At 43.0% G+C, this 17,853-nt stretch carries 13 protein-coding genes and 2 pseudogenes; 8 read left to right on the top strand and 7 right to left on the bottom strand.

Annotation, left to right across the window (positions count from 1 at the left end):
- The 4 genes and pseudogenes from RIB93_RS12615 to RIB93_RS12600 form a co-directional block, all read left to right on the top strand.
- Window positions 1-743, top strand: a pseudogene (locus tag RIB93_RS12615) (reverse transcriptase domain-containing protein); the annotation flags it as partial.
- A gap of 28 nt (window positions 744-771) precedes the next feature.
- A pseudogene (locus RIB93_RS12610) lies at window positions 772-870 on the top strand (hypothetical protein); the annotation flags it as partial.
- Window positions 871-1,187: 317 nt separating this feature from the next.
- On the top strand, window positions 1,188-2,354 hold the full coding sequence (locus RIB93_RS12605; protein ID WP_446373112.1) for an RRXRR domain-containing protein: 1,167 nt from the start codon (window positions 1,188-1,190) through the stop codon (window positions 2,352-2,354).
- 91 nt (window positions 2,355-2,445) lie between these two features.
- Window positions 2,446-3,576, top strand: a complete 1,131-nt coding sequence (locus RIB93_RS12600) for a CapA family protein (protein WP_446373111.1) — start codon at window positions 2,446-2,448, stop codon at window positions 3,574-3,576.
- A 170-nt stretch (window positions 3,577-3,746) separates the two neighbouring features.
- On the opposite strand, the gene RIB93_RS12595 is transcribed toward RIB93_RS12600, so the two are convergent.
- Window positions 3,747-4,451 carry a PRC-barrel domain-containing protein gene (locus tag RIB93_RS12595; protein ID WP_446373110.1) on the bottom strand — a complete coding sequence of 235 codons (705 nt, stop codon included), beginning with the start codon at window positions 4,449-4,451 and terminating at the stop codon, window positions 3,747-3,749.
- A 92-nt stretch (window positions 4,452-4,543) separates the two neighbouring features.
- On the opposite strand from RIB93_RS12595, the gene RIB93_RS12590 reads away from it, so the two are divergent.
- Window positions 4,544-4,906, top strand: a complete 363-nt coding sequence (locus RIB93_RS12590; RefSeq protein ID WP_446373109.1) for a lipopolysaccharide assembly protein LapA domain-containing protein — start codon at window positions 4,544-4,546, stop codon at window positions 4,904-4,906.
- A 413-nt stretch (window positions 4,907-5,319) separates the two neighbouring features.
- On the opposite strand, the gene RIB93_RS12585 is transcribed toward RIB93_RS12590, so the two are convergent.
- Window positions 5,320-5,667 (bottom strand): hypothetical protein, encoded by a 348-nt coding sequence (locus RIB93_RS12585; RefSeq protein WP_446373108.1) that lies wholly within the window; start codon window positions 5,665-5,667, stop codon window positions 5,320-5,322.
- 474 nt (window positions 5,668-6,141) lie between these two features.
- Between RIB93_RS12585 and RIB93_RS12580 the strand changes: the two genes are divergently transcribed.
- The 3 genes from RIB93_RS12580 to RIB93_RS12570 all read left to right on the top strand — a co-directional run bounded on the left by RIB93_RS12580 (window position 6,142) and on the right by RIB93_RS12570 (window position 10,103).
- Complete coding sequence (locus RIB93_RS12580; protein WP_446373107.1) at window positions 6,142-8,118, top strand: AAA-like domain-containing protein; 1,977 nt, start codon at window positions 6,142-6,144, stop codon at window positions 8,116-8,118.
- 148 nt (window positions 8,119-8,266) lie between these two features.
- Window positions 8,267-9,208 (top strand): hypothetical protein, encoded by a 942-nt coding sequence (locus RIB93_RS12575; protein WP_446373106.1) that lies wholly within the window; start codon window positions 8,267-8,269, stop codon window positions 9,206-9,208.
- A gap of 31 nt (window positions 9,209-9,239) precedes the next feature.
- Entirely contained in the window at window positions 9,240-10,103 is an 864-nt protein-coding gene (locus tag RIB93_RS12570; protein WP_446373105.1) for a sulfotransferase family protein, read from the top strand.
- 6 nt (window positions 10,104-10,109) lie between these two features.
- On the opposite strand, the gene RIB93_RS12565 is transcribed toward RIB93_RS12570, so the two are convergent.
- The 5 genes from RIB93_RS12565 to RIB93_RS12545 all read right to left on the bottom strand — a co-directional run bounded on the left by RIB93_RS12565 (window position 10,110) and on the right by RIB93_RS12545 (window position 17,734).
- Window positions 10,110-12,074 carry an ArnT family glycosyltransferase gene (locus tag RIB93_RS12565; protein ID WP_446373104.1) on the bottom strand — a complete coding sequence of 655 codons (1,965 nt, stop codon included), beginning with the start codon at window positions 12,072-12,074 and terminating at the stop codon, window positions 10,110-10,112.
- 197 nt (window positions 12,075-12,271) lie between these two features.
- Window positions 12,272-14,644 (bottom strand): WD40/YVTN/BNR-like repeat-containing protein, encoded by a 2,373-nt coding sequence (locus tag RIB93_RS12560; protein ID WP_446373103.1) that lies wholly within the window; start codon window positions 14,642-14,644, stop codon window positions 12,272-12,274.
- Window positions 14,645-15,068: 424 nt separating this feature from the next.
- Window positions 15,069-16,433, bottom strand: coding sequence for a protein kinase domain-containing protein (locus RIB93_RS12555; protein ID WP_446373102.1), 1,365 nt, complete (start codon window positions 16,431-16,433; stop codon window positions 15,069-15,071).
- Between the two features lie 151 nt (window positions 16,434-16,584).
- A complete protein-coding gene (locus RIB93_RS12550; protein ID WP_446373101.1) occupies window positions 16,585-17,397 on the bottom strand; it encodes a hypothetical protein in 813 nt (270 codons plus the stop codon).
- 1 nt (window position 17,398) lies between these two features.
- A complete protein-coding gene (locus RIB93_RS12545; protein WP_446373100.1) occupies window positions 17,399-17,734 on the bottom strand; it encodes a protein kinase domain-containing protein in 336 nt (111 codons plus the stop codon).
- Between the last annotated feature and the right edge of the window lie 119 nt (window positions 17,735-17,853).

Genomic DNA, 17,853 nt, shown 5'->3' with positions numbered 1-17,853 from the left:
TCTTTCGAGCCTCTAATCGTGGTGATGTGAAAGCAGTTCGCCGACTCCAGAAAACCTTGATGAAATCTTGGTCAGCAAGAGCATTGGCGGTTCGTAAGGTTACTCAGGATAACACTGGCAAAAAAACGGCTGGAGTGGATGCAGATATTGCTAAGTGTTTCGACAAAATCAACCATGAGAAACTGCTAGAAAAACTGAAGACATTCCCCACCATCCGCCGACAAATAAAGGCATGGCTGAAAGCGGGAGTGATAGACAGAAAGCAGTGGTTCCCAGCATCTGAGGGTACACCACAGGGAGGGGTCATATCACCTTTACTGGCTAATATCGCCCTTCACGGAATGGAGAATCGGATTAAACAGGCATTCCCTCGAATGTCCGAAAATAGGAAAGAAACATGGTTCCACAAAAAAGGTACTGTGTTTTACAGTCCGCAATTAATCCGATATGCCGATGACTTCGTGATTTTACATGAAGACATAACTGTTGTCCAAAGATGCAGGGAGATAATCTCTGAATGGTTAATTGACATTGGGCTGGAATTGAAGCCGAGTAAAACGAGAATAGCTCATACTCTGTATGAATATGAGCAGCAGAAGCCTGGATTTGACTTCTTAGGATTCAAGATACGCCAATACAAAGTTGGCAAGCACCACTCGAAACAAGGTTTCAAGACCATCATCACTCCAAGTCAGAATAAGTTGAAGATACATTACGAGGAAATCAGTAAGGTAATAGAAAGGAGGACGGGATGAGTACAAAAATCTACAACTATTGCACAGACATTGCCACGACCAGAAAACTGCCAGAGATGGCAGCATTGGCAACAAAGAGATTGAGGAATATCGGCTCTATGAAAACCCATTCTGAAATCCGCCTAAGCCCTAAGGGTAATGAGGTACACATGACAAGTGCCAATTCATTGAGGAGCCGTGTGAAGGGAAACTTTCACGCACGGTTTTGGAGACCAACGGGTCTCGTGAGGGACTCGTTGAGTTTAATTAAACCGTTGAATACCGCACAGAGTCTCAGCTTGGTACAGACCTCCGGATGTCTCCCTAGTTCGGATTGCATCTAAAACCTTTTGTCGGGTTGTTGTTAAGTCAAGACATCTTAGCTGAGATGGCGGGAAGGGACTACATTTCGACTTCGCTCAATGTAAATACTTTACTCGGAGGCTTATCGCTATGTTACGAGTACCAGTTTTATCGAAGTCAGGCAAGCCTTTAATGCCAACCCAACCTAGTCGCGCTAGACGTTGGCTCAAAGAAGGTAAAGCCAAAATCGTACACAACGACTTAGAATGCTTTGCCATTCAGTTGACCTTTGAAACCGGAGAAAACACGCAACCTATAGCTGTGGGGATAGATCCAGACAAACATTACTCAGGTATCGGGGTTCAGTCGAGCCGTTTTACTCTCTGGATGGGACATCTAGTCTTACCGTTCAAGACGGTCAAAGAACGGATGGAGCTACGACGAGTCATGCGTCGAGCCAGACGGGGAAGGCGGATTAATCGGGAACTACCCTACTCGGAAAGATGCCACCGTCAAGCCAGGTTTGACAACCGAAAGCAAGGTAAACTTCCCCCATCAATTCAGGCTAATAAGCAGCTAGAGTTACGGGTAGTCAAAGAGTTGTTTAGACTGTTTCCGATTAGTGCCATTCACTACGAGTTGGTTATGGCTGACGTTGACAGAACCAGTGGACGTAAATCGGCTCGGTCTGGTGTTGGGTTCTCTCCAGTCATGGTAGGACAACGACAAATGTTAACTTGGCTATCTGAATTAGCCTTGGTTGCAACCCACAAAGGTTGGCAGGGAGACGGCAATGGAACTAGCCAACTCAGGCAAGGGTTAGGATTAGCTAAGGACAAAAAGAACAAAGCTTGCTCTGCACCAGCCACACACGCTGTTGACGGTGTAACCTTAGCGGCGTTTGAGTTCAGCCAATGGCGAGAATGGCACTCTAATAATGCTAAACATGGTAACTGGTGTGGCGATGTTCAAATCACACCTGCACCTTTTGCAATAGTCCGCAGACCACCAATTAGCCGTAGACAATTACATCTGTGCGTCCCATCTAAAGGTGGTCTACGACGCAAATATGGTGGTACAGTTACTCGTCATGGCTTCAGAAAAGGAGACAAAGTTTTAGCTGAAAAAGCGGGAAAGACTTACACGGGTTGGTGTTCCGGAGACACCAAAACGCAGGTTTCGGTCAGTGGCGTTAACTGGAAACGGTTAGGACAATTCACTGCCAAAAAAGTCCAGTTGTTGCAGCGAAGCACGGGATTAATTGTCGTACCTTCAACTGGATTGTCAAATCTCCCCTTATTGAAAGGGTCGATTTGACCTCTATTCCTCTCCGACCTCCTGAGCCTGCGAAGGATCTGCTGAGGTCGGAGTCTCACGAGGAAAAACGATGACGAATGACGAATGACGAATGACGAACTTTATCATATCATTACGTCGCAGCGGAGCATTGTTGCTGTCAGTGGGTACGGTCAGCTTCTTGTGCGGTATGGGTTATGGTGTTGTCCAAAGCTATCCTGAACCCCCAGCAGAACCAATCATTCAACCTCAATCGGATATCCCCACAGAACCCCCGCCGCCGAATGTGACGGTTCAGATTAAAGCCGTGGGTGATATTATTCCGGGTACGAATTATCCTCAGAATAAACTGCATCCGAATAAAGCGGTTCTTTTTCAAGCCGTTCAACCCAGCCTGCAAGGTGCTGATTTATTATTTGGCAATTTTGAGAGTACTTTAACGAATTATCCCTATTCTGCTAAGTCGATAGGGGGATTAATTATCGCCTTTCGCACGCCGCCTGATTATGCCTCTTTGTTAAAAGAGGTGGGCTTTGATATTATGAGCGTTGCCAACAACCATTCTTATGATTTCTCACGTCAAGGATTTGCAGATACTATTAATAATTTGGAACAGGCTGGAGTTAAAGCCTTAGGCGAAAAGAATCAAATTTTATATGCTAACATCAATGACCTATGGATTGCCTGGATTGGTTTTAGTTATTTTAATTATCACAATTCGTTGAATGATTTGCCTGCCGCTATAGCGTTAGTGGAAGAAGCCAGTCAAAATGCCCATATCGTGATTATTTCTGTTCATGCAGGGGCGGAAGGCACTGGGGCGATGCATGTTCGCAATCGAACGGAGTATTTTTTTGGCGAAAATCGCGGCAATTTGGTTAAGTTTTCCCAGACGATGATTGACCACGGCGCTGATTTAATTCTCGGACATGGACCTCATGTTCCGAGAGCTTTAGAACTGTATAAGGGGAAGTTAATTGCCTATTCTTTGGGAAATTTTATGGGGTATCGCACTCTCTCGACTCAAGCTCAATTGGCGTATTCTTTGGTATTGGAGGTGGAGTTGGATAATCAGGGTGATTTGGTTTCGGGTCAAATTATTCCAATTATGTTAAATCGTCAGGGTATTCCTTATCCTGATTCTCAAGGGCGCACGATTCGACTGATGCGCCAGCTTACTCAGAGTGATTTTCCGAATACTCCTTTACAGATTGATTCAACGGGTAAAATTATTCCCCAGTAATGGTCATTGATCATTGGTCATTGGTCATTGGTCAAATAATTATTCACTTGGAAAGGGCGGGTTTAGTTACATCAGGGTCAAACACAAAGGATTATAGTGAAACCCGCCCCTACAAATTAAAAAACTCACTCGCCAGGTTTCCTCGAAGGTCGTGAAGGGTCAAAACTATTTCATTTTTCATCCTTTTTTTGACTCGACGCTTTACCCTCAGAGAATCGTTCTTTGAGTTTATCACCAGCGGCTTTGGCTTGGTCGGTGAGATTATCTGTAACCTGGGGAACACCTTGTTTTAGGGATTCTACATGCTGAAGGGTTTTCTTGTAGTCACGGCGAATAAATTCTGCGGCTTGACTCATGCGTTCATGGACGCCTTCGGTATATTTCTCACTATTTTTTACTGCTGCCTCTAGCACAATAATTCGCTTTTTTCCCACACTAGAAACGGCGGCGGGTGCAAGGGTATAAATCCCGTCAATGATTCCTTGCCAACCACTGGAGGAATATAAGTAATTCACGACGGCTCCGGTTTCGGGTTCAATTATATAATCAACCAGTTTGCCGACTTGGTTTCCAGCATCTGTCCAGACTTCTACACCAATGCGAGACTCGAGGGGTTCAGTGGTTTCCGACGCTGTTTCTTCCTTAAGGCTGTTGACAAGAATGCTATCGCTGCCAATAGTATTGACTTGTTCCCAGGTAAAGTGGTGTTTTTTGCCGCCGAGAAAGCCGGACTTGCAGGTTAACCCAACGACGCGGTGGGCTTGCAAATCAAGCCATAGCTGTGTCACTCGACCGACTTCTTCAGCGGTATGACGATTTAAGACTAATCGGTTTAGGAGTTCGCTTTGCTTGATAACTTCGGCTTTTGCGGACATCAGACACCTCGCTTGGGCTATTCTTGAGACAATGTGACTTGCTGTTCGATCAAGTGCTTTGTGTTGTATATTTAAATTTTAGCTGAGAACGGATGCGATTATTTTTAATTTTAGCGGTTGTTATCGCCATCTTAGCAATTATTTTTGCCTTACAAAATGCTGTGCCTATCGCCGTTACTTTAGGGATTTGGCGAGTCGAGATATCTTTGGCGTTAGTTCTCGTCTTAACGCTAGGGGTTGGCGTTGTGGTGGGATTATTGGTATCGGTACCATCCCTGATGCGGCAAAATTTGAAACTGGCTCATCAGAAGCGACACAACAAAGATTTAGAGAAAGAATTAAATGAGCAAACTCAGCAACTGGCGAATCAGCAAAAACGGATTGAATATCTGGAACATAGTTTAAAGTTCAATCTGGATTCTTCTGAATCAACTGATCGGGATTTAAATGCATAGTCTATTTATGGACTTTGCTAGCGAATGTTACAAAAGAGCCTCAAATCCAATAAATTGGTCGGGATCTGGAAAACCTCTCTCCAAACCTCTCTCCTACAAGGAGAGAGGCTTTGAATTCTCCCCTTCCGTGCAAAAAAAGCGAAGCATCCTTTGGTCTCCCCCTTTTGAAGGGGGACGGAAGGGGGATCATAAGGGGGACGGAAGGGGGATCATAAGGGGGACAGAAGGGGGATCATAAGGGGGATCATAAAGGAAGAGGGGGATCATAAGGGAAGAGGGGGATCATAAGGGAAGAGGGGGATCTAAAAGGAAAGGGGGCTGGGGGGTTAGGTTTGATATCGATTTTTCTAGATGGCGTGAAAAGTCAGACAGAGAATAGGTGATGCGATCGCGGTATTAGTCTCTTCTGCCTTTTACTTTTCCTTGAACAGCGAGTTAAACTGGGCTTTAAGCGATGGCATATCGGCGATTCGTGACACCAGTACACTGGCGTTCCCGGCATCCTCTAGACGATCTTTCCAATAGCGAATCCGATCCGGGTGATTCATCCAGAATTGAATCACGGTATCCACCGCTCTATCCATATTCCATCCCTTCTGAGTGGGAACGGTTTCAACCGATTCTAAGAAGGCATCCAAGGTACATTGATAGGTTCCCAAATATTCAACGCCTGGGGGAGTTGCTTTTTCACCGATCCGCTGTTGATGATTAAAAAAGTCCAGGATAGGCGAAACGCCAAGGATATCAAATGTATAGTTCATGGAATTTAGTCTCTACGTTTACAACCGTTATCCCCAATTTTAATCAAATAAATTGCTTCTAGATTATCATTGTGAACAGTTTTATGAAATTTTTATTTAACAGTCGAGGGGAAGTTAAAGTAAGTCGTCAAATTAGCACTCTATGCCATTGAGTGCTAAAAAAAACCAGAACAAATTCGGTAGTTTAGCAACAAATAAAAGAGCCAATGAGCAGCAAAACCTTAACGATTCAAGCGATGGTGCTATCAAACATCGCCGCTTTGGAAGTGCGTCAAGTACAGCATCCACAAGCTAAACGGAAGCCCCGACCCTACGAGGGGAGGGCTAGGGAGAGGTCTTTCCCCTAGTTAATTAACCAACAGGATCATATATTAGGCGTATGCATCTCCTATCATTACGTTTGCCGCCAATGAGCCATAACAGATGACAAATGACAAATGACAAATGACAAATGACGAATGACCAATAACTAAAATGAACATACTCCTGGCGGGTCACTATCAAATCATCCAATACTTAGGCGGTGGCGGTTTCGGTCAAACGTTTCTGGCTAAAGATAGCCACTTACCAGGGAATCCGTTGTGTGTGGTTAAGCAACTCAAACCTCAGCTAAACCAGGCGCCAGCCCTGGAAACGGCAAAACGCTTATTTGAGCGGGAAGCGCAAACCCTGTATCGCTTGGGAACCCACGACCAAATCCCCCGATTGCTGGCGCACTTTGAGCAAGATGAGGAGTTTTACTTGGTGCAGGAGTTTGTCGAGGGTCAACCCCTGAACCAAGAATTGGCTCTGGGTCAAAAAATCACTGAATCAGAAGCGATCGCACTCCTGAATGATATCTTACAGGTACTAGCCTTTGTTCACCAAGAGCAGGTAATTCACCGCGACATTAAACCCGCCAACTTGATCCGCCGCCTTCGCGATCGCAAAATTGTGTTGATTGATTTTGGTGTGGTTAAAGCCGTTAGTACGCCCGCCTCTAACCTTTATAGCGCAACCAGTATCACTGTAGCCGTGGGTTCTCCCGGTTATATGCCTAGCGAACAACAAGCCGGTCAACCTTATTTTAGTAGTGACATCTACGCGGTGGGGATGGTGGTGTTGCAAGCCTTAACCGGATTAAGTCCCACCAGTAAGCAAACCTCTCAGAGACTCCCTCGTGATCAGTATGGAGAATTTTCTTGCACCTTATTGCGCGATCGCATGACGATTCATCCCGGTTTAGCCGCTATTCTAGATAAGATGGTGCGCTATGACTATCGACAGCGATATCGAGACGCCAGTGAAGCCCTGCAAGCCCTAGACCAATTCCGCCAAGATACCCAAGGCGATGAACCCATTACTCATCCGCAAACCCTGGTTGTCCCCACCACTCATCCTCAATCACCCATCACTGATCACCAAACCCCCACATTACCCCTTTCCTCACCTCAGACGCTAGATGAACCCGAAGGACAGGTAAGTTTGAATTCGAGCTTTTACGTCGAGCGTCCTCCCGTAGAATCAGACTGTTATGATGCTATTCTCAAACCCGGTGCTTTAATTCGGGTAAAAGCGCCGCGACAAATGGGCAAAAGTTCATTACTCTCACGGATTCTCAACTATGCCAGTCAGCAAGGCTATCGCACCGTTTGCCTGAATTTTCAATCGGCTGATGCAGAGTTTCTCACCAGTTTAGATCAATTTTTACAATGGTTTTGTGCCAGCGTGAGCTGGAATTTAGGCTTAGACGAGCGATTAGACACCTATTGGCGAGGAATTTTAGGCAGTAAGAATAAATGTACCGATTATTTTCAACGCTATTTATTATCGGAAACCACTCGTCCTTTAGTATTGGGATTAGATGAAGTGGATCAAATCTTCCAATATCCAGACATCGCCACAGACTTTTTTGGACTGTTGCGAGCATGGCATGAGCAGGGGAAGAACCAGGCAATTTGGCAGCGACTGCGATTAGTGTTTGTTCATTCTAAAGAAGTTTATATTCCCCTGAATATTAATCAATCTCCCTTTAATGTCGGTATACCGATTGAACTTCCGGAACTGACTCCGATACAAGTCTGGGATTTAGTCCAGCGCCATTCTCTAGATTGGCAACCCAACCAGGTGGAGGAATTAATGAGTATGACTGGAGGACATCCCTATCTGGTGCGAGTGGCACTTCATCAAATCGCCCGAGGGAAGATGACAGTGGAAAAACTGCTACAAGTTGCGCCGACGGAAGAAGGACCCTTCTATGACCATTTACGTCGCCATTTATTAAATTTAGAAGAAAATGCCGAATTGGTGGCAGCGATTCAGCAAGTTGTGGCGGCGAATCAGCCTGTTGAAATTAAAGCCGCCGCTGCGTTTAAGTTACGCAGTATGGGACTGGTGAAATTTCAGGGAAACGCTGTCACACCCTTGTGTCAGATGTATCGTCGCTATTTTCGCGATCGGCTCAAAAATTAATCGCCAATCTGAATACAGCGTTAACATTGCGCCACCCACTGATAATGTGACTAAATCCGCCCATCTCACGTTTGCTTTTACCTTCTACCTTTTGCTAGACTATCAAATTCAGGTTTATCATAGAGAATAAGTCTCTACGAATTAATTAATGGTATCTCCAACCTGTGCTCTATCCATCATGGTGGCGCGAACTGATATCCCATTCATGATGCATACGATTCCTCATATTGTGAGGATGTGTAATTTTCCGTTTACGCAACGCCTTTTAGCCGTAGATACAGCGCCCTTGTCCGGTGACAAAGTGAATCGTCCTGGTGTGGGAACAATGGAACAACTCCGGGACTATTGTGATCAACTACTCGCGGCGGGTGTGGTTGACAAAGTTGTCGATATCGATTACTCCCCCGATTATCAAAAACGGATTTATCAAAAACATTTTGGCGATCGCATACGCCCGAGTCATAATTACAAAGGATATCCAATTCTCGGCACAATTTTCTCCATTGAAGAAGTTCCGGGAGACTATGTGGTTCACTTTGATAGTGATATGCTGATTCATCAGCAACCGGATTACAGTTGGATAGAAGAGGGGATTAAGTTACTGCAAAACCATGCTGATGTGATGTCCGTTAGACCCCTAACTGGTCCCCCCAAAGAAGATGGAGACATTAATCAACGGGTTCCTTACGAACGAGATCCGGCGGGGTTCTATAAATTTAAGTTTTTTAGCAGTCGTGTTTATTTGAGCGATCGCAAACGTTTTGATAGCTTACTTCCCCTCTCCGTTCTCTGGAGAACTTACAAAAATAAAGCTTTGAATGGATTACCTAACTCGATAAAAACCAAACTAAATTATTTAACCGGGAAAGGGAAATTAGACTCTTGGGAAATTATGGTATCACAACGCTTGGAAGAAACCGCCTATGTGCGAGCAGTTCTGGATTCCCCCCAAGCTTGGACGGTTCACCCCAAAAATCGAGAACCCGAATTTATCGCAGCGCTCCCTAAACTGATAGAGAAGATTGAGCAAGGATGGTATCCACCCGAACAAGCTGGGTATTATGATCTCATTTTTGAGCATTGGTTATAAATCCTATTTCTAACAGGTTAATTGGCATAGTATGAAACAAATCCAAGCACTACGTCACGGAATTCGACTGTATAAAAATGATCTTATCGCGGGATACTTCTACTTTCGGATCAACACCCTTGCTGATCCGTATACCATCGTTGGACGAGGGCAACCATACAGGATTCTGTTAATTCTTAGTCACATGCGATCAGGTTCGTCGTTACTGACTCATCTGTTGAATTCTAATCCTGAAATTATCGGTTATGGTGAAACCCATATTCAATATGCTTCCGAGCAAGACTTTAAAAAGCTGTTTGTGAAGGTTTATTTAAATTCACGCGAATTTACTCAAATTGAAGACTTAAAAAAATTACAGATGACTCAAAACTATGTTTTAGATAAAGTTTTACATGACAACAAATTTTTAACCGAAGATATCTTGAACTCTCAGCAAGTCTACGCTGTTTTTCTCTTAAGAGAACCTCAGCGGAGTCTCGCCAGCATCATGGATTTAAAACCCCATTGGGATGAAGAAAAGGCTTGTCATTACTACATTAATCGCTTATCCAGTTTAGTCAGATATGCTCAACTCATCAATAGTAAACAACGCAGTCTGTTTTTAACCTATCAGCAACTCTTAGATCATACGGATTCAGTATTCACAGCATTCAAGGATGTTTTAGAAACCAGAGAAAAATTTTCTGAGCAATATGAAGTTCTTAGAACAACGGGAATGCCAAGCATCGGTGATTCTAAGGGCAATATTAAAGCAGGTCGAATTATCAGAAATCAGAGGAAATTAAACCATACAATTTCTCCAGATTTAATCGATAAAGCGAAGCTACAATTCGAGCAATGTTCTGAAGCGTTATCTGATTATTGCAGCACTATTTATCATCTCGACTACAGTTAAAAGTGCTTATTGTTTGAGAAAAACTTGAACACTTCCCTTTCCTGAACCTTTAGCAAAATCCGTAGACCAATATTTTGGGTAAAGGGTTTGATCATGAATCAATTCTTTTTCCTGTTCAGCTCCTGTTTTTCTTGTTGTAATTGACAGAATTGCACAAGGTTCAACATTCACAGAAGGACGAACGTTGGCTGACTCATTGTTCACGTTAACAAATTGAATCCTGCTCTCTGGCTGATCCTGCTTAAAAAGTCTCCATAAAGGGTATTCAAACGACGTACCTTCTAGGATTAAGCCAATATTCGAGCAATTTTGAGATTGGGTAACCTGAACTGCTTCTACATAAGGGGTTTGGAATTGTTGCTGAGTGATGAAGTATTGGTCAATTCTGGGTGTAGTTAAAACACTATTCTCTCCTAATAAAGGACGAGTTGAATTCTGGAAAACACAGGGATAGGAAAGAACAATGAGAAGAACAGCTAAACCATTCGTAATTCTATAATTTAATGATTTTGATAAAACAATTCCTACAAATGGAGCGAATAGAATAAAAACGGGTAAATGAAGCCGACAACGCCAAGGTGACCATGTAAATAGAAAACAAAAGAGTAAAAATCCAGCTAATACAACAATAAAATATGTAACTAAACTTGAGTTCTTTCTTAGATGTTTGTTAATAATTAGAAGTAAAAACGATATACCCGTTAATAATAAATGTCCTGGATTGCTTGCAGTATCTTCGTAAGTGGATAATGCGGGAACATAAAATCTAGATACTTTTGGACTCATTGTCCGAACATCATTGATATCTAACCCTAAAATTTGGTGTAATATTTGAATAACTTTGTTCGTGATACCCGTTGTCGGTGTGATTATTTTTTCTAAGCCAAAATACCGAACGAAATCAGCGTGTAACGATAAGTTTTTGCTAAGGCTGGATATCCAGATGACTAAACTAAACTCTTTATTCGTTTCACCTGTCGATAGACCGAGAGGAGAGCCAAACAGCAAAAAATTCCGGATGTAATGATTCAGATTAATCGCCATCATTATCGCTAAGACAATAAGCACAGGTTTCCAGACTCGCCAACGCAGCGTCTGAATACCCCAGAACGCTAACCACAGGCAAAAAGGAAAGGCATAGATGTAGGCTGTTCCTTTTGTTAAAATTCCTAGACCTAAACTTGCTCCTAACAGGCATGTATGAGTGAGATTAACTCCCTCTTTTATAGTCAAAAGCGTAAAGTAGGCAAAACACACCAGCCAAAGCGCCACAACATAGTCATTGTTTGTACTGGAACTTTGGAGAATTCCCATGGGGATTGTCGCACAAAAAACCACAGACAGAATTTGCCCCCGTGATTGAGCGCCTAGTTGTTTGGCAATTAAGGAGACTCCGATTAAACTAGCCACCATACTGCCCCATTGAATCAGATTAGCAAAGCGATCGCCGCCACTCAAAATCTGAAAATGGGTGATGGCGAATTCTGACCAGGGATTTTGATAGAGCTGTTCTAGAGTAGTTGTGGGATAATGAGCCAGACTATAATTTTGTATCCAGTGAACTACACGACTCATGTGATATTCCATTGAATCAGAGTGGTTAGGCGGCGCTACGATAGCAATTAAACCGACTACCCCAACAATTAGGGTAATACTACCGACTAATAGCTGCGAAAAAAACGGTAGTTTAACTATTGTTTTTAGGTGATTTTTGAAATAGCTAATTAGGTGGTTGTTTCGACCATAAAACCGCCAATATGTGGCAATCAGTCCGATATCAATGGCTAACCAAAGGACGAGCAACCAGCCAAAAGTCAAAAGTTTTAGAAGACTCAATAGTTCAGTGATGGCTGTTAAAATTACTCCCCAGATAATTAGCGCCGCCAAGAAGGAATACCGCCAACTTCGCTGAGAGGATGCGAAAATTAAGAATAAAAAAACTAAGGATAACAATGGCAATACATTGAACATGATTAATTTCCTCGCAATATCACAGTTTTTTGTTTTTTAATTGTGTTAACTTAAATCCTTATAAAAAGCAAAAAGCAACCCACTATAAAAACTGTTATTTCCTTCTACCCTCTGGCTTGTCTCCACCTATGTGTGAGCATTTAACCGGATATGATCCCATAAGATTTGAAGCTTCGCTTAAGATGAGTCAGTGTCATCTATAATATTTTGAACAAGACAATTACCGATCCCAGAAATACGAGAAATGTCCCCAATGCCTGTATTTGTATTTTCTTCAAGGGCAATCGTTTTTCTAAGCCGAGATATCCTAAAACAAAGTAAGCCAATAAAGCCGCGATTAGAGACAGTAGCAACCTCAGGGTTTGACCCCTGTAAACATACAACACTAGATTAATTGATCTGAGTAATCCAGGTTCTTGGTCTTCATGTTCCGGAAGTTCCATCATTTCCCATGTATTACCGCCATCAGTCGATTTAAAGATTTCTGATTTGGCTGACCCAAATCCATACACGGTATTATCTGTGGCGTAGGCGGGTGAAAACTGGATAGGTTTACCCGCACAAGGGACGTTATTAATGCGGGCAAATGCTAGGTCATTATTGCCAATTAGTATAAATGTTTGTCCTCGATTAACGGTTTTAAATAATCCTTCACCTCGGACACTAACGATGAATGTTTGGTCGCTTTGATAATTCGGTGATATGCTGACGCCTTCGATATAGCCGTTTTCGATATTAGCAGAACTCGATAACTTGTCCCATGTTTTTCCAGCATCGGTTGTTACAAAAAGTCCTCGGTCAGTCCCCGCAAAAACAGTTTTATCCGCCTTGTAATTTGGGGAAATTTCAAAGCGGATACTGCTAGTTTCACCTAAACTACTGTCTTCACTAACAGATTGCCAAGTTTTACCTGCATCACTAGACTGAAAAACTCCAGGATCAGAGCTAGATGCGTAAAGAGTTGGATCAGATGGGAAATCTGGAGAGATGACGATGGACGCTGTTTCATTACTAAAGTCTTTACCAATTTTGGTGAGGACTGAGAATTTTTTCCCGGCGTTGGTTGACTTGTAAATAACACCTTGCTGGGTGAGTAAGTAAATGGTCTGATCAGAGTCAAAGGCAGGTGAAGTGGCAATGGTCATTCCCCGCGTAGAATACTTAGGAACTTTTGGAAGTTGAGTTCTTTGCCAACTTTTACCCCCATTCGTTGACCTTAAAAAATTCTCCCATAATAGAGTGGCAAATACCGTTTGATCAGAACCGTAATTTGGAGAAAAGGCAATATCGAAAAACCGTCGTGGATCTTGATCTTGTTCATCAAAACTTCGGGTTAAATAGGGAGATTCTAACCCTTGATACATCTGATTCCAGTTTATCCCAGCATCGTTACTAATATAGGGATCACCGACATAAGGAGCAATGGCAACAGTTGAGTCATTTTCGTAATCAGGAGATACAGCTAGAGCAACAATTGTTTCGGGTAATAAGGTTTCTAATAATTGCCAACTCTGACCATTGTCTGTAGATTTAAAGAGACCATCAAATCCGCCTAAAAACAGGGTGTTCTCAGAAATAGTTAAGTCCGTAAAATGAGGACTCTTCATTTGATCGGCTTGACTTTCTTTAACTAATCCTTGACTGGATTTTTTCCAGTTTTTTCCTCCATCCTGGGAGTAAAAGAAGCCGTCATTCCAGGTTGAGGCAAAGACGGTGTTATCGTTGGCATAACTGGGTGAAATAACAATATCTTGAATGGACGGGTCAGACAATCCCTGATTTAACGGTGTGAATGAGCCGCCAAAATCGGTTGTTTGCAGTACCCCGCCTTTGTCTGTGCCAACAAAAATAGTTTGATCGGAAGAAAAATTGGGCGAAACCACTAGAGTTGTAATTGCGCCACTATTTTCAATAGGAGAAGCAGCTTGCCAGGTTTCACCGCGATCGCGTGAGATATAGATAGTTCCTTCTTCATCTCCAATAACGATAGAAGTTGGATTATCTGGAATAAAGCTAATCGTCTTAATTTTACTCTGATTATCTAAAACTTGATTCCAAGTTACACCACCATCATCGGTTTTATAGAGTCCACCTTCGCTGTCCGCCGCTAAAACAAAATCAGGCGCGTTGGGAGCTATTTCTAAGACTTCAATGTTTAAATTTTCTAATCCGTTATTGACGTTTTGCCATGAATTTCCGCCATCGGAGGATTTATATATGCCATCTCCAAAAGATGACACGAAGAGTATCGAATTTGTTGGAGAAATAGATAAACTTGCTAAACTTGATCGATTATCTAAGCCATTGACAATTCTTTGCCAGGAAGATCCTCCATCCGTTGACTTAAATAAATTGCCCCGCACGATAATAAATAAATCTTGCTCTTGCTGATACTTCGGAGACAAGTCAACTTGAGTGACAACATCATGAGGTCTATGAGCTAAAGCGGGTTGTGCCGTCAAGCCAAAAAGCGCTAATACCAGTAAAAATCCGATAAAAACTTTTTTACGTAAAAGCCCAACCTTTTGTCTAGTGCTGTGAGTAGATTTTAACCACTTATTAATAAACATATACACCCCAAGCAGAATACAAATACTAAAAAATGCCAATGTGAAAAGGCAAGATTTGACGAACGCCTATTAGCTAAACAACGCTACCTTAGCAGATTTTCTATTTTAGGAAAATAAATTTTTGTGAATTTTTTCAACGTTTTTGTGAAGTAGGCTCACAGACTAACAATGACAATTGCTCAGTTGCTTCACAGGATAAACATGACAAGTAGTCCGATATAGATCTATGCCGTCGGTATACCAATATACAGTCCGGCAATTGTCCAACCGCCTTGAGTGCATCCGCCGCACTCTTGAATCGCTGTTCTGGCGCGGGTTCAGTTAGCGTTTGATCCAATTGAGTAGACATATCATCTGCCAATCAGGTTTGACGTCGAGGATTGTCGCCCAGTTTTTGCTATAGCTGATAGCGATCGCACACCGACTAATACACTCGTTGAGTGCCACGACTACAAGTAAGTTTTCTGGGTGAATAGGTCGGTTCTGGAGGTTTAGTTGTGCCAGAAACATTGGCTTTACAGAGAATTTTTACAGTTGTCATAGTCCCCGGCGTTTCATTGATATTGAAGTCAGTAGTAGGAATACGAAAAACGCCACCGACATAACTTTCCCGGTTAGGTTTACGAGAAATGGCGTAATTAAAGGCGGAAGAACCCTGATTGTGAGTAGAATACCGATAGTTATTCGTCTGATTCGGAATACTTCGATTCAGTTGAGACAGGGAATCGGCAAAAACTGAGTATTTTAAATAGTAAGCTTGCTGACTGCGGTTCATCGAACCCACATAATCTTTAACATCCGGTTCAGGAGTTTTTTGGGTATACAAAAAATTTGGCACAATCAGACTGATTGCGATACTGGCAACGATAAACTGAAGGAAGGTCAAGCCAGCGAGACGACCATAGCGCACGCGATCGCGAAAGGTCAAACCATCTTGACGATCATAACGCACACGAGACTGCCCTGGCTTTCTAATGGAGTCTACGCCTGATTTTAAAGTCGATAGCGCTTGACGCGCCCCCGTAAACCGTCGTTCTGGTGCGGGTTCTGTCAGACATTCCAACCATTGTGCAAAATGGGGAGTGAGATTGATGTCATCGCTAAATTGTAAGCGCATCCGATGTTGGGGTAAATCAGCAGGTGCTATTCCCGTTAATAAATGAATTAATGTCGCCCCTAATGCATAAAGATCTGAAGCGGGAACCACTTTTCCCCAAAGTTGTTCCGGTGGTGCATAGCCGCTGGTTCCCACTACTGTAAATGTTACCCCTTCTGCTGTAGCTCGGTCTTGTACAGCACCAAAATCAACCAAATAAACCTGTCCATCCTGGCTCAAAATTAAATTACTCGGTTTAATATCACGATGAAATACAGGGGGCGACAATTCATGCAAATCGATGAGAATCTCTAAAATACTCTCGGCAATTTGACAAACCTCTGCTTCTGTGAATCGTTTTCCCTGATCTAATAGCGTTTGTAAAGAGTCCCCAACAATGTAATCTTGGACTAAGCCAAACCAAGGTAATCCCTTTCCGAATTGCTTTTCAATGGTGAAGAAATCACGATACTCCGGAATTCGCGGATGATTAAGATGCTGAAGCACTTGCGCTTCTCGTTCAAATAGCTTTAACTCATCCCAATGCATCTGAGGATTAAACGCTAATAGCTTAACCGCGACAGGTTGCGGCGGTGACAGGCTAATATCTTGGGCTAACCAGGTTTGACGTCCCGCATTTTGTCCGAGTTTTGTTTCGAGTTGATAACGTTCGGCTAGTAGTTTTTTTGTCATTTTTCATTTGTCATTCGTAATTTTTCATTTGTCATTCGTAATTTTTCATTTTTCTCAAATATAAACGACGAGAGGGCGGGTTTTGTTGATGAGTTATCAGTATACCCGTTAATTAAATCTCTAAACCCGCCCCTACAATACCCTATAAATTTTACCCTCCTCCCCGGCTAACCTGTTGAAGCCATTCTTGAAGTTCCTGAACTAACCAGCGCCGCTCGTTTTCAGTTAAGTTTTCACCGAAGGAATAGGTAATCATCCACGTTTCGACGCGGATCTCGGTAAAGGGAATTAATTGGATAGTTTTGATATCAGCAATTTTACCAATATGACGCTGATAGGTTAATCCCAAGAGTTCTCGTTCAATAATAAAGTGTTCTGGAGTCAAATAAAGACAATAACATCCGAACAGATGACGCAAATTATAGTCCACTTCATCTTGGACTTTACCTAATTCCTGATTGGTAGCCCGCCAGAGCCATCCCATAAACACAACCAGGGGGAGTAAGACAAGAAATAATGTGCCATTGTGGGATAAGGTGGCAAATAGTCCGATACCTAAGCCTAAAAAGATTAACCCGAATAGTAATAAAAGCGGGAGTGAACAAGCGGTGAGCAGTAAGTCACCCCCTAGTTTGAGAATATCCCGGAACGATCGCGTGGGTTGGGGAATTTTCAGGATAAGCTGCTGGGGCGATTTTTTAAGCTGAACGCGGCTACCTTTCGGTTGAGGGCAGTTGGTTAGGGAACGTTGGGGATAACGATGGTGATGCAGCGCCTCTCGCGCCTCCGCCGCGCTACTAAATCGTGCGTCTAAATCCGGTGCAGTCAAGACGTCTATCCAACGAATCAACTGGGGATCAACCGAGACGCGATCGCTCCATTGTATCCGTAAATCTTGTTGGGGTAAGTCAGCCGGGGTAATCCCGGTGAGTAAATGAATCAGAGTTGCACCTAAAGCATACAAATCAGAGGCGGGTACAGCCTTTCCCCAAAACTACAGCCTTTCCCCAAAACTGTTCTAAGGGAGTATAGCCCGTCGTTCCCACTACCGTAAAGGTTACTCCTTCTGTCACCGCCCGATTTTGCACTGCACCAAAATCAACCAGATAAATGGGCAAATCATCCGCCAAAATTAAGTTACTGGGTTTGATATCCCGATGTAGCACTGGCGGTTGTAAGCCATGCAGGTAACTGAGAATCTCTAACACTGACTCAGCAATACGCTTTACGTCTTCTTGAGTGAACCGTTTACCTTGATCCAATAATTGCCGTAAGGAAGCCGCTTCTAAAAGTCTGGACACATCTACCCACAAGTAGACAACCTTGGACAAAACTCAGCGGTATAAGTTTATACTAGCGCTTACTTTTAGTGCGTTGCCGCTTCCCTGTTGAGGGTTGACCAAAAACTCCCAGTTAGAGA

Origin of the sequence: Coleofasciculus sp. D1-CHI-01 (genome assembly GCF_040218875.1) — a bacterium.
In the GTDB taxonomy this organism is placed as follows: domain Bacteria; phylum Cyanobacteriota; class Cyanobacteriia; order Cyanobacteriales; family Coleofasciculaceae; genus Coleofasciculus.
This window is presented reverse-complemented; position numbering and strand designations above follow the sequence as displayed.

Excerpts from the sequence above, each read along its gene's own strand:
- RIB93_RS12605 (WP_446373112.1), top strand. The coding sequence starts at position 1,188 with ATGTTACGAGTACCAGTTTTATCGAAGTCAGGCAAGCCTTTAATGCCA.
- RIB93_RS12600 (WP_446373111.1), top strand. The coding sequence starts at position 2,446 with ATGACGAACTTTATCATATCATTACGTCGCAGCGGAGCATTGTTGCTG.
- RIB93_RS12595 (WP_446373110.1), bottom strand. The coding sequence starts at position 4,451 with ATGTCCGCAAAAGCCGAAGTTATCAAGCAAAGCGAACTCCTAAACCGA.
- RIB93_RS12590 (WP_446373109.1), top strand. The coding sequence starts at position 4,544 with ATGCGATTATTTTTAATTTTAGCGGTTGTTATCGCCATCTTAGCAATT.
- RIB93_RS12585 (WP_446373108.1), bottom strand. The coding sequence starts at position 5,667 with ATGAACTATACATTTGATATCCTTGGCGTTTCGCCTATCCTGGACTTT.
- RIB93_RS12580 (WP_446373107.1), top strand. The coding sequence starts at position 6,142 with ATGAACATACTCCTGGCGGGTCACTATCAAATCATCCAATACTTAGGC.
- RIB93_RS12575 (WP_446373106.1), top strand. The coding sequence starts at position 8,267 with ATGGTATCTCCAACCTGTGCTCTATCCATCATGGTGGCGCGAACTGAT.
- RIB93_RS12570 (WP_446373105.1), top strand. The coding sequence starts at position 9,240 with ATGAAACAAATCCAAGCACTACGTCACGGAATTCGACTGTATAAAAAT.
- RIB93_RS12565 (WP_446373104.1), bottom strand. The coding sequence starts at position 12,074 with ATGTTCAATGTATTGCCATTGTTATCCTTAGTTTTTTTATTCTTAATT.
- RIB93_RS12560 (WP_446373103.1), bottom strand. The coding sequence starts at position 14,644 with ATGTTTATTAATAAGTGGTTAAAATCTACTCACAGCACTAGACAAAAG.
- RIB93_RS12555 (WP_446373102.1), bottom strand. The coding sequence starts at position 16,433 with ATGACAAAAAAACTACTAGCCGAACGTTATCAACTCGAAACAAAACTC.